This window comes from Pseudoalteromonas sp. T1lg23B, from assembly GCF_002964665.1.
Taxonomy (GTDB): Bacteria; Pseudomonadota; Gammaproteobacteria; order Enterobacterales; family Alteromonadaceae; genus Pseudoalteromonas.
Genome location: NZ_PQBZ01000037.1, coordinates 31979 through 45484 on the forward strand (window position 1 = coordinate 31979; position 13506 = coordinate 45484).

General features: G+C 43.1%; 13 protein-coding genes and 1 pseudogene. 10 read left to right on the forward strand and 4 right to left on the reverse strand.

Going from position 1 to position 13506, the window contains the following annotated elements; genetic code table 11:
- Positions 1-75 precede the first annotated feature (75 nt).
- Positions 76-1955: pseudogene (gene speA / locus C2M32_RS16090) on the reverse strand (biosynthetic arginine decarboxylase).
- A gap of 374 nt (positions 1956-2329) precedes the next feature.
- Between speA and speE the strand changes: the two are divergent.
- Positions 2330-3190 carry a polyamine aminopropyltransferase gene (gene speE, locus C2M32_RS16095; RefSeq protein WP_105169353.1) on the forward strand — a complete coding sequence of 287 codons (861 nt, stop codon included), beginning with the start codon at positions 2330-2332 and terminating at the stop codon, positions 3188-3190.
- A 71-nt stretch (positions 3191-3261) separates the two neighbouring features.
- Here speE and hemE read toward each other — a convergent pair whose 3' ends face one another.
- Positions 3262-4326: a uroporphyrinogen decarboxylase gene (gene hemE, locus C2M32_RS16100; protein ID WP_105169354.1), complete on the reverse strand. Its 1065-nt coding sequence runs from the start codon at positions 4324-4326 to the stop codon at positions 3262-3264.
- Positions 4327-4774: 448 nt separating this feature from the next.
- Between hemE and rsd the strand changes: the two genes are divergently transcribed.
- The gene (gene rsd / locus C2M32_RS16105; RefSeq protein WP_105169355.1) at positions 4775-5245 is read left to right on the forward strand and encodes a sigma D regulator; all 471 of its coding nucleotides are present in this window, start codon (positions 4775-4777) and stop codon (positions 5243-5245) included.
- A 79-nt stretch (positions 5246-5324) separates the two neighbouring features.
- On the opposite strand, the gene fkpA is transcribed toward rsd, so the two are convergent.
- The gene (gene fkpA / locus C2M32_RS16110) at positions 5325-6077 is read right to left on the reverse strand and encodes an FKBP-type peptidyl-prolyl cis-trans isomerase (protein WP_105169356.1); all 753 of its coding nucleotides are present in this window, start codon (positions 6075-6077) and stop codon (positions 5325-5327) included.
- A gap of 254 nt (positions 6078-6331) precedes the next feature.
- Here fkpA and C2M32_RS16115 point away from each other — a divergent pair, with 254 nt between their 5' ends.
- Complete coding sequence (locus C2M32_RS16115) at positions 6332-7321, forward strand: WD40 repeat domain-containing protein (RefSeq protein ID WP_105169357.1); 990 nt, start codon at positions 6332-6334, stop codon at positions 7319-7321.
- Positions 7318-7530 (forward strand): SlyX family protein, encoded by a 213-nt coding sequence (locus C2M32_RS16120; RefSeq protein WP_105169358.1) that lies wholly within the window; start codon positions 7318-7320, stop codon positions 7528-7530. Before C2M32_RS16115 ends, C2M32_RS16120 begins: the two co-directional genes overlap by 4 nt.
- A gap of 13 nt (positions 7531-7543) precedes the next feature.
- Here the strand turns inward: C2M32_RS16120 and C2M32_RS16125 are convergent, their stop codons facing one another.
- Positions 7544-7744, reverse strand: a complete 201-nt coding sequence (locus C2M32_RS16125; RefSeq protein ID WP_105169359.1) for a YheV family putative zinc ribbon protein — start codon at positions 7742-7744, stop codon at positions 7544-7546.
- A gap of 177 nt (positions 7745-7921) precedes the next feature.
- Between C2M32_RS16125 and C2M32_RS16130 the strand changes: the two genes are divergently transcribed.
- From C2M32_RS16130 to C2M32_RS16150, 6 genes are all read left to right on the forward strand, one after another.
- Complete coding sequence (locus C2M32_RS16130) at positions 7922-9841, forward strand: ATP-binding cassette domain-containing protein (protein ID WP_105169360.1); 1920 nt, start codon at positions 7922-7924, stop codon at positions 9839-9841.
- A complete protein-coding gene (locus C2M32_RS16135) occupies positions 9838-10299 on the forward strand; it encodes a TIGR02444 family protein (RefSeq protein WP_105169361.1) in 462 nt (153 codons plus the stop codon). Before C2M32_RS16130 ends, C2M32_RS16135 begins: the two co-directional genes overlap by 4 nt.
- 122 nt (positions 10300-10421) lie before the next feature.
- On the forward strand, positions 10422-10562 hold the full coding sequence (locus C2M32_RS20670) for a hypothetical protein (RefSeq protein WP_199886177.1): 141 nt from the start codon (positions 10422-10424) through the stop codon (positions 10560-10562).
- A gap of 259 nt (positions 10563-10821) precedes the next feature.
- Positions 10822-11802 (forward strand): hydrolase, encoded by a 981-nt coding sequence (locus C2M32_RS16140; protein WP_105169362.1) that lies wholly within the window; start codon positions 10822-10824, stop codon positions 11800-11802.
- On the forward strand, positions 11799-12047 hold the full coding sequence (locus tag C2M32_RS16145) for a YheU family protein (RefSeq protein ID WP_105169363.1): 249 nt from the start codon (positions 11799-11801) through the stop codon (positions 12045-12047). Before C2M32_RS16140 ends, C2M32_RS16145 begins: the two co-directional genes overlap by 4 nt.
- Positions 12048-12123: 76 nt before the next feature.
- Positions 12124-13272 carry a dipeptidase gene (locus C2M32_RS16150; protein ID WP_105169364.1) on the forward strand — a complete coding sequence of 383 codons (1149 nt, stop codon included), beginning with the start codon at positions 12124-12126 and terminating at the stop codon, positions 13270-13272.
- Positions 13273-13506: the final 234 nt, after the last annotated feature.

Consider the following 13506-nt stretch of genomic DNA (forward strand, 5'->3'; position numbering starts at 1 on the left):
CAACTCAGCCTTTAATATGGCCGACGATGATACCTTGTTTTTAGCCAGCAAAAAACCTAACTCTTTATATTTTATCTAGTCTTCAAAATAGGTATAGCCTGCCAATCCAGCATTGAGTTCTTGTAAGTATTGTGCTCTTAACGATTCATCCTGCACCGTTTCACTCACACGTGTGACAAAGTTATTTGCCAACTGAGTGTGATCATAATGAACAAATTTTAATACGTCCTGAACACTGTCACCCTTAATGGCATTGGTTAGATTATAGCCATCATCACACAGTTCAACGTGGACGGAATCCGTATCCCCAAACAAGTTATGTAGATCACCTAAAATTTCTTGATAAGCGCCCACCATAAACATCGCTATATGATATTGCTCACCTGGGACATACGGAGGAATCGGTAAGCTTGATTCAATACCAGAACCTTCAACATAATCGCGGATCTGGCCATCGGAGTCACAGGTTATATCCTGCAAAATAGCTCTTTGAGTCAGTGGTTGATCTAATGATTCTATCGGCATCACAGGAAACAGCTGCTGAATGCCCCATACATCTGGCAATGATTGGAACAATGAGAAGTTCACAAATAATTTATCCGCCAATTTTTCATTTAAGTCATCCAACACTTCACGGTGCGCACGAGCGTTCTCATTGAGGAACTCTCTAACTCGGTGCAAAATAGTGAAATATAGCTGCTCAATTTGCGCCCACTGAGTCATGCTCACCATGCCATGAACATATTGGGCATGTGCTTCGCTAAATAAATGCATAGCGTCGGGTATGTTTCCAACGCTAAGCGCGCTGTGATACGACTATAAGCCTGCCAGAGCTCTTGTAAGATTACATGCGCATCTTGAGTTGGCATAATTGGGGTATGTTGATTCGGTGCCTTTTCAACGTCAATAACATCAGTAATTAGGACAGCGTGATGTGCCGTCAATGCTCGACCCGATTCAGTTATAATAGCGGGATGTGCTAGGCCATGCTGCTCACACACCTCAGCAAAAGCACTGACCACATTACGGGCATACTCGGCAACGGTGTAATTCATTGAACACGCACTGCGTGAGCCAGAACCTTCGTAATCAACGCCTAAACCGTCACCCACATCCACTGTTTTTAATGGTACACCTAATTGAGATAGCTCAGCAAAATGACGCGCACACTCTTTCAACGCACGATGAATATCACGTATGTTGGCTATTTGCGAACCAATGTGAAAATGCACTAAATTCATCAAATGCAATTTGTCAGCTTGTTTTAGCATCTCAACGGCTTCAAGAACCTGCCCTGCTGTCAGACCAAACTTACCTTTTTCCCCACCTGTGTTTTGCCACTTGCCTTTACCCACCGAATTCAAGCGAATCCGAATACCGATGGCAGGCTCAATATTTAAGTCGTCAATTTCTTTGATTAAGGTCGTCAGCTCAGACAATTTCTCAACCACGATATTCACTTTGTGGCCCATTGCTTGACCAATACAGGCGAGTCTTAAAAATTCGCTGTCTTTATATCCATTACAAACGATTGTAATGGGTTGCGTTGCAACCCCTAAGATTGCCATCAGTTCTGGTTTAGAACCGGCTTCCAAGCCCACTTGACCACTTGGATGTGCCAGCAACTTTGTCACCACCGAACGCTGCTGATTTACCTTAATAGGGTAAACACAATTATATTGACCTTGATAGTCTCGTTGCTGGCAAGCCAATGCGAATGCATCTGTCATGGTATCGACACGATGTTTTAAGATATCGGTAAAACGTACCAAAACCGGTAAAGTTAAGCCTTGTGCTTTAAAATCTTCAGTCAACTGATTCAGTGAAATTGGGGTTTTGTTGTGATCGCCGTCAGGATAAGCGACTAGCTCACCTTTTTTATTAATATCAAAATACCCTTCGCTCCAGTGAGCGACATTGTATAAAGCACGTGCTGTGTCTAAACCCCAAGTCATGGCTTACTCGTTTATTCATTGTTAAAACGTGTAGTTTAATACGCTAAGAACCATATGGCGATGACATTTTTAGGCCAAGCTAGTGACCGATTTAGGCCTTACTGTTGAAGATTTGATGCCGTTAGCTAAAAGTCACCGAGCACTCAATATGAATCAGCAGATAACAGGCTCACGATTCTAAGGCTTGTGTGCCATAACCCGAGGCAATAATCGTCAAACCTTTTATTATTGTAAAACACTTTTTTTTCATTGAATTAGTCAATTTATCTACAAAACAGGCCGTCATAATTTCCCTAAATGCGCTAAAATAAATTGAGCAAAACTCAAAGCACTGGCAAAATTGCCAACAATTTATAGTAAGTGTGAAAATAGATATGTCGAATTTAGAAGCAAACCGTTGGTTTACAGAGGTCAGCGACCGAGATGGAAGCGCCTTTTCACTACGCATCAACAAAAAGCTGGATGAGATCCAATCACCTTTCCAGAATGTTGAGATGTATGAAACAACCAACTTTGGTAACCTCATGATCATCGATGGTTGCACTATGGTCAGCACCAGAGAAAACTTTTTCTATCACGAGATGATGAGCCACCCGGCACTTTTTTCTCACCCTGCACCAAAAAATGTGGTGATCATTGGTGGTGGTGACTGCGGCACCTTGCGTGAAGTATTAAAACATCCAGGCGTTGAAAGCGTAACTCAGATTGATATCGACGAAGTCGTGACGCAAATGTCGTTGAAATATTTTCCAGAGTTGTGTGAATCAAACAATGACCCACGTGCAACCGTGATGTTTGATGATGGCATCAAATATATGCGTGAAGCCGCCGCTGAATCTATTGATGTTGTTATTGTTGATGGGACCGACCCTGTTGGTCCTGGTGAAGGACTGTTCAATCATGCCTTCTACAAAAGCTGCTTAGAGGCACTGCGCCCTGGTGGCATCATGGTTCAGCAAAGTGAGTCACCACTTACTCACATGTCACTTCTTCTGGAAATGCGTGAAGCCATGCTTGAGGTTGGCTTTGTTGATTTACAAACGCTACCTTTCCCTCAGCCTATCTATCCAAGTGGCTTGTGGTCAGCAACCATGGCACGTAAAGGTGAGTCGTTCAATGGCTTTAGAGAGCAAGATGCTGACAATGCACAGTTTGATACTGAGTATTACAACACGGGTATTCACAAGGGCGCATTAGCAACCCCTAACTTTATGAAGCGCGCATTTAACAAATAATATTTGTGCCGCTTTACAGGAAATAAAAACCCAGACTATGTCTGGGTTTTTTGTCTTTTTAACTTGGCAAATTACTTATGGTATTTGGCGCTGAACTCATGCACAGCGTTAATAAATACACCCGCATTTTCTGGATCAACATCAGGTGTAATGCCGTGGCCAAGGTTAAACACATGACCAGAGCCTTCACCAAAGCCTGCAAGGATTGATTGCACTTCTTCGCGAATACGCTCAGGTGTACCATGTAGCATCGCAGGGTCCATATTGCCCTGCAGCGCCACTTTGTCACCAACACGACGTTTTGCATCAGCAATATCAATCGTCCAGTCCAGACCAATCGCATCACAGCCCGTCGCCGCAATCGCCTCAATCCACTGGCCACCATTTTTGGTAAATAGTGTTACCGGTACCTTGCGACCATCATGTTCACGAATTAAACCATCCACGATTTTATGCATGTATTGCAAAGAAAACTCTTTATAATCACGAGGGCTAAGTACCCCGCCCCATGAATCAAATACCATCAATGATTGCGCGCCTGCTTTAACTTGCGCATTCAAGTAATCAATCACAGAGTCTGCAAGCTTATCAAGTAATAAATGTAATGTTTGCGGCTCGGCAAACGCCATTTTCTTAATTTTGCCGAATGTTTTACTGCTACCACCTTCAACCATGTAAGTTGCCAATGTCCAAGGTGAACCTGAGAAACCAATCAGCGGTACTTCACCTTTTAATTCACGACGGATGGTACTGACCGCATTCATTACATATCCCAGTTCATCAGTAGGATCGATGTTTGGAATATTTTTTACATCTTGTAATGAGCTGATCGGACGCTCGAACTTAGGACCTTCACCAGTCTCGAAGTACAGGCCTAACCCCATTGCATCTGGAATGGTTAAAATATCACTGAACAGGATTGCCGCATCTAGCGGATAACGACGCAATGGTTGCAAAGTTACCTCACAAGCAAGTTCTGCATTTTTGCATAAACTCATAAAATCGCCAGCTTGCGCACGGGTTGCACGATATTCAGGTAAGTAACGCCCAGCTTGACGCATCATCCAGACAGGCGTGACATCAACCGGTTGTTTCATCAACGCACGTAAATAACGATCGTTTTTCAATTCGCTCATAGCGTATCTCGATTCCAATGCTTTAAAAATTGCGCAGATTGTATCACTATCTTGGCGCTCACTCTATCTAAACGAAAGCGCAAAATCGCGTAACTATGATCTAGATTAAACTGCCCACAACTCAAACTGTTAGCAAATTTGTACTGAAATTAGACAAAATACATGGTGCGAAGGTATTTACAAGCGAGGTAAAAACTTGTTATAAAAATGCCGCGTTACAAAAATAACAACAAAACACCTTTATAATAATAACAATAATAGTTATCAACTAGCTAAACTGCATTCAAACCACCTTCTAGGTGGTTTTTTCTTTTGTGTAACCTCAAAATAGGAACACCATATAAATCAATAACCTACCTTGTTTTTATGCAATAAAAATAAAAATAGGTTGACCTTTGCAACAGATTTCCTTTTTATAGAGTAAAACAATCCGCAATAGGAGATCACTATGCTTTCGAGGTTAGAACAAGCCCAAGAAAAGTGGGGAGGCAGCCATAGTGTTATTGATGCATGGTTAGCAGAGCGACAAGAATTATTACTGCAATACTGTAAAATTGCGGGGTTCTCTCCTTATGACAAAAAAGATCACGCATTACCTGATCAACTGCAAATACAGTCATTTTGTCAGATACTCATGGATTACCTGTCGGCTGGACATTTTGAAATCTACGACAACCTAGTAGAAGCTTGTGAAGAAAAGGGTCCAGATAGCGCTAAACTTGCCCAAGCATTGTATCCACGTATTGCTGATACCACAGATGTCGCATTAGATTTCAACGATAAATACGCTGAGAATTCACAAGAGAAGGTGTTAAGAGATTTTGATCGTGACCTGTCACATTTAGGTGAAGTCTTAGAATCACGTTTTGAATTGGGAGACGAGTTAATCGATAACTTATATGCAAATCACACTGATTAAGTACTGATATGCCGCGGACATATTCAGCATATTAAAAAGGGCCTATTGGCCCTTTTTAATAGTCATAAACTGTAGTCGATTATTCAGCTTCAGCTTTTTTCTCTTCTTCTTGGATCTCAAGTAGCTCAACTTCGAAAATCAATGTTGAGTTAGCAGGGATTTTACCCAAGTTACGCTCACCATAGCCAAGTTCAGGTGGAATAGTGAACTTGAATTTTGAACCTACTGGCATTAGCTGTAAACCTTCAGTCCAGCCTTTGATCACTTGGCGTAAGCCAAAGCTTGCAGGTTGATTACGCGCATAAGAGCTATCAAACTCAGTGCCATCTAGTAACGTACCTTTGTAGTGTACTTTAACGTGGTCAGTATCAACTGGCTTTTTACCTTCACCTTCAGCAAGTACTTCATACTGAAGACCTGACTCAGTGACTACAACACCTTCTTTCTTTGCGTTTTCAGCTAAGTATTTCTCACCTTCAGCTTTGTTCTGTTCAGCTTCTAGTTTTACTTTTTCAGCCTGTTTTTCACGTACTGATGTGTCTAACGCAGTTAACACTTCGCGGATTTTCGCTTCATCAAGCTGTGCCTTACCCGCTAACGCATCTTCAAAACCACGCATTAATAGCGCTTGGTCAAGTTCAATGCCAAAGCTGCTTTTGTCTTCTAAATCTTTTTGTAAGAAATTACCTACTGAAGCACCAATACCATAGGCTTGTTGCTGTGCTTCTGTTTCTAGTTTTAGTTCTGCTGGTTTTTCTTCTGCTTTTTGGTTACATGCAGCCAGTGCTAACACTGATGCTGCCACCAAAGACAGTTTAATCGTCTGTTTCATTCTCTCTCTCCGACAGGTCTGTCGACCGTCTGTTAATATTATATTAATGGTTAAAGCTGTGTAGCCACATTATCATTCATCACTAAATATGCCAAATTGTATAGCACTTTGGCAGATATTTAACGTTTTCTGTGACTTGTAGCGACTTTGCTGCAACGATACGCTACTATCAAACTGATACTATCAATAAACTATGTCGATTTTTATAGTCTAACCAGTGAAATTTACAGCGTTAAGGGGGAAATACCCATTTTATGCTCAAACTCTATCGTTTATGGCTGTTTTTTGTCTGTATACTGCTGATCAGTTGTACTCCAGCCGATAAAAAAGCCGATTTTACCGTTGAGCATGCTGCGCGAGGCGCATTTGCTGCTGCCATTTCACATGATGGTCGTTACAGTTTAGTGTCATCCGTAGAACATGGTGTCAGTCTTTGGGACAATCAAGTCCATGGCTTAAAATATCAGTGGCAACAATCTAAACCCGATGGCAATTTAGTTCATTCTCTGGCAATTGCATACGATAACAGCGTGGCAGTTACCGCAGAAAACGAAACTTTTGCGGTTTGGAGTATCACTACGGGTAAAAACCTTGGTTTTTACCAAATCCAAACGGGGACCATCAGAGACATTGCCATTAGCAACCAAGGTCGCTATGTGCTTTACGGACGCAGTGACAATGTTGTCGTGCATCTGGACTTAGAAAGTGGAAGACGCATAGAGTTCCTTGGTCACCAAGAAAAAATTAATTCTATCGCTTTATCACCCAACGGGTACTTTGCACTCACAGGTGCAAATGATTACAGCGCATACTTTTGGGATACCAGAACAGGGCAAGTGATCCACCGTTTTAATCATCCAAGCCGCGTGACTAAAGTTGCGCTTGATGCATCGGGTCAATACGCTTTTACCGCCGACAGCCTTAAAAAAGCCAGTATTTGGCAACTGACATCGGGTGATCTTGTGTCACAATTACAGTATATTGCGCGGCAGAAAATATTTAGCGCTGTACGGTTTAATCAAGCCGGCACTTTGCTTGCTACGGGCGCGCCAAACAGAGAACTAACTCTATGGCGAGTGAAGGATGGTGAAAAGCTCGGGTTATGGAAAGTGCAGCCACGTGAAGGCAGCCGCCCAAAATCAGCAGTTGTGTTCGATGTCACATTTGTCGAGCAAGACACGGCCCTAATAACGGAAAGCTCAAGCGGCTTATTAGAGCGTTTTAATCAAGTGGAGTCCCGATGACAGAGTTAGAAAATCGCGTTATGGAGCTTGAAGCCAAGGTGGCCTTTCAAGACGATACCATTGAAACCCTCAATGATGAACTCAAGGCGCATCAACAAAGACTTGCAAAGATGCAGCGTCAAATAGAGTTACTGGGTGAGAAGATCAAAGAAAGTCGAGAAGAAGGCCTTATGCCACAACATCAGGAGCCTCCACCACCACATTATTAACGTTAAGCCAGAGTTACTCTGGCTTAAACACACCTATCACTTGCTCAAATTGACGAGTGGATGCTTGAACGGCTTCTTTTGGTTGTGTCATCACATAACCACACTTAACACACTCGACCTTTTCTACATCGTGCTCTTTAAAAAGCATCATGACGTCCAGCTCTTTACACTCAGGACACGATGCCCCAGCAATAAAACGTTTTTTCTGTCTCACGACTTTAGCCCCTACTACACATGTTAAGCCAATATCAAATTGTGCTCATTTTAACCTAAAGCGACACCCATAGATACGATTGTAAGCATAGAACAACCCAATTAGCACAACAGTGCTGACTTATACACCAACCTTCATGTTATGATGACGCCCATTCGGGTTTAACAACAAAGCATTATGATCCAGCTGTCTGAAATTGAATTATTGCGCGGCACCAAAAGCCTATTAAAAAATGCCAGTGCGACCTTATTTCCTGAGCATAAAGTGGGTTTAGTCGGAGCCAATGGCTGCGGCAAGTCCTCATTGTTTGCACTATTAAAAGGCGAGTTAACACTTGATGCTGGCGAGCTTCTCATACCAAAAGATTGGTCGATAGCGTCAGTAAAACAAGAAACACCAGCCCTCGATATCAGCGCTTTGGATTACGTTCTACAAGGTCACCCTGAATATTACCAATGTAGAGTGGCACTACAACAAGCCGAGCAAGCACAAGATGGCGTAAAACAAGCACAAGTTCACCAACAACTAGAACTCATGAAAGGTTATAGCATTGAAGCTAAAGCTGGCGAGTTGTTGCATGGTTTGGGTTTTAGTAATGAACAAATTAGCCATGCCGTCAGCGCCTTTTCTGGTGGCTGGCGAATGCGTTTGAATTTGGCTCAAGCGCTGATCCGTGATGCTGATCTGCTGTTACTCGATGAGCCAACCAACCACTTAGATTTGGACGCTGTGTACTGGTTAGAACGTTTTTTACGTGCCTATACCGGCACCTTGGTGCTTATCTCTCACGACCGGGAGTTTTTGGATGCGGTAGTGGATCAAATCTGGCACATAGACCAACAAAAAATCAATGTCTATAAAGGCCACTATTCGCAGTTTGAACGCCAAAAAGCGGAACGAATGGCACAGCATCAGGCTCTATTTGAAAAGCAACAAGAACAAATTGCACACTTAGAAAAGTTCATCACTCGCTTTAAGGCTAAAGCCAGCAAAGCGAAGCAAGCACAAAGTCGCGTAAAAGCGCTCGAGCGCATGGAAAAACTAGCCCCTGCGCATGCTGATTCACCATTTGATTTTGAATTTGCTGAGCCAACAAGCTTACCTAACCCACTGATGACTTTGGATGGCGCGCAAGCGGGCTACGGTGATGTAACAGTACTTCACAAAATCAAATTGAATTTAGTACCAGGCAGCCGAATTGCTTTGTTGGGTCGTAACGGTGCAGGTAAATCAACCTTGATTAAGTTACTGGCGGGAGAGCTCAGTCCACAAGCGGGTGAAGTCTTTACGCATCAGGGCTTAAAAATTGGTTACTTTGCTCAGCACCAATTAGAATCTTTAGATCTTAATGCCAGCGCAGTCACCCATATTCAGCGTTTAGACCCAAAGGCGAGTGAACAGTCTCTACGTGACTTCTTAGGTGGGTTTGCTTTTAATGGGGATCGTGCCCTTGAACCTGTAGCGCCTTTTTCGGGCGGCGAAAAAGCACGACTAGTACTTGCCATGCTGGTCTATCAAAAACCTAACTTATTGCTACTTGATGAACCGACCAACCATTTAGATCTAGAAATGCGCCATGCTTTAGTGATGGCCCTACAAGGCTTTGAGGGGGCCATGGTCACCGTCTCGCACGACCGTCACATGCTGAAAAATACCGCTGATGAATACTATTTGGTAGACAATGGCGAAGTTACCCAATTTGGCTATGACCTTGATGCGTACTATCAATGGCTATTAAACGCCAACAAAGAGGCAAGTAAAAAGCCTGAAATAGAAAACAAAGCACACTCAAGTAGCAATCGTAAGGAACAAAAACGCCTTGAAGCCGAGTTTCGTAAATCTGTGCAACCACTCAAAAAAGATATTGAGAAACTTGAGAAGTCGCTGGATAAGTATTCAGAGCAGCTATCAACAATCGAGCTGCAACTGGCAAACAACGACCTATATCAAGAAGAGAATAAAGCCCAACTTACAGAACTACTTGCACAGCAGGCAAAAGTCACTCCACTACTCAACGAAGTCGAAGAGTCGTTGCTGTTGGCGCTAGAAGAACTCGAAGAAAAACAAGCTTCGTTTGAACAAAGCCTAGGCCTATGAACGCGTTAAGTGAACAGGCCTTTTGGGACTTTTCATGCCAGCTCTATCAGCAGGGTAATGCGCAAAGCACCTTGCTGATGCTGCAAAATGACCGACAAAAAAATATCAATCTATGTCTGCTACTGCTGTATCTAGAAAAGTTACAGCTACAAATCAGCAAGGCAGATGTGATGCGCTTGGCTCAGCTATCTCAGCAGCTAGACGCTCAATTACTCGCTCCGCACAGGGCGGTAAGGTCTCAACTCAAACTTCATTATCTAAAACACCCCCACTATCTTCAGCTGCGCGAACAGCTATTAAGAAGTGAACTACAGCTAGAGCGCTTACAGCAAGCCGAGCTACTCACGCACACCCAGCAGCTTACCCTAAAACCCCTCTGTCCAAGCTACAACCTGTCACTTTACTTGAGTGAGCAAGATGTGGTTCTGCTTCAACAGAGCTTAACTGTCGACAAATAATGATCTCGATCAAGGTCTGATTCACCATCAAGGGAGCGCGCTTAGAAACTTGATCTCGATCATATCAACCGCCTCTAAGCGGGGCTAAGATTACTACATCGACAAGTTAGGAGGCCGCAGCCATGAACGTATTCTTCAGAGATTTTTTCAGTGACCCTGTACTATTTCTCTCTTTTGGGATCTTAGGAACAGTGATTGGGCTGTGTATCTTCTACGTTTATTACTTTGTTAAAAAAGTACAAGAGTCGGAAGTACCTCATTAATAAAAACGTTTTATTGGGCTATGAGTAAATACTCATGGCACAACTGGTTCCCCCCAGTAGTAAACAAATTAAGCACGACGCACAAAGCACCTTACTAACCTTGTTAGTCGGGTGCTTTTTATTTATGAATAGATGCTAGTCACTTAGAAACTTGGACTATCGTCAAACAACTCGGTTACGCTATTTGCTAAACGAATGTACCTGTTATCCTGAGCAGAGGTTTGTTAAACTTCATCCCCCTTAGATTGTAAGACGCTTTATGGACTACTCATTCAACAGCGCATGGTGGATGCGCAATCGACACGTACAAACAATTTTGCCACGCTTTTTTCGACCGCTGCAAAAAGTACCCGTACAGTTTGAAGAGCTAACCACGCCTGATGGGGACTTTTTAGAATTAGCTTGGGCAAAAGAGAGACGTCCAAATGCGCCGCTAGCCATTATCTTACATGGCCTAGAGGGTAACATTAACAGCTTTTACGCCAAAGGAATGCTCAAAGCTTTAACACACAAAGGCTTTGATGCTGTATTAATGCACTTTCGTAATTGTTCACGCGCTGCCAATAAGTTACCAAGAGCCTATCACAGTGGTGAAACATCAGATCTTGGATTTCTTATCCACACCTTAAAACAGCGCTTTGTCGACAGACCTTTATATGCCGTTGGTTTTTCACTAGGTGGCAATGTACTCGCTAAGTATTTAGGAGAACAACAGCAGCACAGTGGTTTACAAGGTGCCGCGGTTATTTCCGCCCCTCACCATCTGTCATCCTCATGTCAGGTGATCAGAAAAAGCTGTTATGGGCTCTACCAAAAATACCTACTCGATAGAATGAAGCGCTCTTTCTCACGTAAATTAGACACCATTTGTGATGTGCTCACGGTCGATGAGCAGCAGTTGCATGCAATCAATGACCTTTGGCAATTTGATGATTTAATCACCGCTCCGCTACATGGCTTTGATGGCGCGGAAGACTATTACAGACAAGCCAGTGCACAGCGCTACTTAAAGCATATTGTCACGCCAACCTTGCTGATCCATGCACAAGATGATCCAATGCTATCAGCTCAGGCGGTGCCAAAACCCGAGCAAGTAAGCGACAGTGTCACCTTAGCCGTTTCAGATACCGGTGGTCATGTTGGTTTTATCTGTGGAAACAATCCGTTCAAACCTGAGTTTTGGCTTGAAAAAGCCGTACCTCACTACTTCAACTCATTACAAGCAAAGGGCAGTCTATGATAGTTCCTTACCAGCAACTTGACGCAACCACACTGGATAACCTCATTGAACACTACGTGTTACGTGAAGGCACCGACTATGGCGAGCAAGAGTTTTCGACCGAAGCCAAAGTAGAGCACGTCAGAGCACAGTTGAAGTCTGGCGAAGCCTTGATTGTCTATTCGCAGTTACATGAGTCAGTCAACATTGTTTCGAAGGCCCAATTTCAGGCTATGCAAGACGAGGATTACTCAGACTATCAGTAACTGGTCGCAGAGCATTTAGCCTGATGGCTTTTTCAGTTATAGTCTGAATAAATCCAGAATAACTTAAGGCAGGCTCATGACATTACGTTTTACTCTTTGCGCCCTTGCTTTGTCGGTTTTGACCGCACAAGCGCAAGATTATCAAGCATCAGAACGCGCACATAGGATAGCGCAAAAAAGCATCCTGATTGATACCCACATTGATGTACCTTATCGACTAGAAGACAAGTGGGATGATGTGAGTAAGGCTACCGAAGGTGGTGACTTCGATTATCCAAGGGCCGTTAAAGGCGGCTTGAACGCACCTTTTATGTCTATTTACATCCCTGCTAACCTTGAGTTTGAAGGCCAAGGTAAGAGCTACCAACTGGCTAATCAGCAGATCGATGGGATGGAGGCTCTGGCATTCAGAGCACCAGATAAATTCGCGATTGCTTATTCTAGTAAAGATATTTTTACCCATTTTAAACAAGGGAAGATGTCTATTGCGATGGGGATGGAAAATGGCTCTCCCATTGAAGGAAGTCTCAAAAATCTCAAACATTTCTTCGATAGAGGTGTGCGTTACATCACTTTGGCGCACTCACAAAGCAATCATATTTCAGACTCATCTTATGATGTTCGCCGTAAGTGGAAGGGATTAAGTCCATTTGGCAAAGAACTGGTTGTCGAGATGAACAAAATTGGTATGTTAGTCGATGTATCACATATTTCTGACGCTGCGTTCTACCAAGTCATGGAATTGTCAAAAGTCCCAGTGATCGCGTCTCACTCATCACTGAGAAAATACACACCAGGCTTTGAGCGTAATATGGATGATGACATGCTCAAAGCACTGAAAAAAAATGGCGGGGTGATCCAGATAAACTTTGGCTCAAGCTTTGTAACTTCAAGCGCTCAAAACTGGTATAAGAAGCGTGATAACGCTGCGCAACGGGATGATTTTATCAAAGACAATCCATTCCCATTTGCAACCCTTGAGCAAGTCCTTGATCATATCGATCACGTGGTTAAGCTCATTGGTATCGATCATGTCGGTATTGGATCTGACTACGATGGTGTAGGCGATTCTCTTCCTGTGGGATTAAAAGATGTCTCAAGCTACCCTAATCTCATTCAAGGCTTACTAGATAGAGGCTACAGTGAAGTAGATATCAAGAAAATCTTATCAGGCAATACACTTCGAGTTTGGAAACAAGCCGAGGAATACGCGGCCAACTTCTAACCAATACAAGCGAAGCGCGACAGCGCTTTGCTTCACTCCCACCTTTTATTCCTGCAATAATCGTCATATTAACAACAGTGGATCAGCAACTTCGCGTCCAACATAGCGATATTTTTGAGAACTTTGAGTTTTAACTTACAAGGTGTGAACCGACGACTTTTAATGTTTACAAAGAAGTGATTGTGGGAGCTGTGACTTATGAAAAGTGAACCGACGACTTTTAATGTTTACAAA

What these genes read in the sequence shown, in the direction of transcription:
- speE (WP_105169353.1), top strand. Translation starts at nt 2,330, where the DNA reads ATGTCGAATTTAGAAGCAAACCGTTGGTTTACAGAGGTCAGCGACCGA.
- hemE (WP_105169354.1), bottom strand. Translation starts at nt 4,326, where the DNA reads ATGAGCGAATTGAAAAACGATCGTTATTTACGTGCGTTGATGAAACAA.
- rsd (WP_105169355.1), top strand. Translation starts at nt 4,775, where the DNA reads ATGCTTTCGAGGTTAGAACAAGCCCAAGAAAAGTGGGGAGGCAGCCAT.
- fkpA (WP_105169356.1), bottom strand. Translation starts at nt 6,077, where the DNA reads ATGAAACAGACGATTAAACTGTCTTTGGTGGCAGCATCAGTGTTAGCA.
- C2M32_RS16115 (WP_105169357.1), top strand. Translation starts at nt 6,332, where the DNA reads ATGCTCAAACTCTATCGTTTATGGCTGTTTTTTGTCTGTATACTGCTG.
- C2M32_RS16120 (WP_105169358.1), top strand. Translation starts at nt 7,318, where the DNA reads ATGACAGAGTTAGAAAATCGCGTTATGGAGCTTGAAGCCAAGGTGGCC.
- C2M32_RS16130 (WP_105169360.1), top strand. Translation starts at nt 7,922, where the DNA reads ATGATCCAGCTGTCTGAAATTGAATTATTGCGCGGCACCAAAAGCCTA.
- C2M32_RS16135 (WP_105169361.1), top strand. Translation starts at nt 9,838, where the DNA reads ATGAACGCGTTAAGTGAACAGGCCTTTTGGGACTTTTCATGCCAGCTC.
- C2M32_RS20670 (WP_199886177.1), top strand. Translation starts at nt 10,422, where the DNA reads ATGAACGTATTCTTCAGAGATTTTTTCAGTGACCCTGTACTATTTCTC.
- C2M32_RS16140 (WP_105169362.1), top strand. Translation starts at nt 10,822, where the DNA reads ATGGACTACTCATTCAACAGCGCATGGTGGATGCGCAATCGACACGTA.
- C2M32_RS16145 (WP_105169363.1), top strand. Translation starts at nt 11,799, where the DNA reads ATGATAGTTCCTTACCAGCAACTTGACGCAACCACACTGGATAACCTC.
- C2M32_RS16150 (WP_105169364.1), top strand. Translation starts at nt 12,124, where the DNA reads ATGACATTACGTTTTACTCTTTGCGCCCTTGCTTTGTCGGTTTTGACC.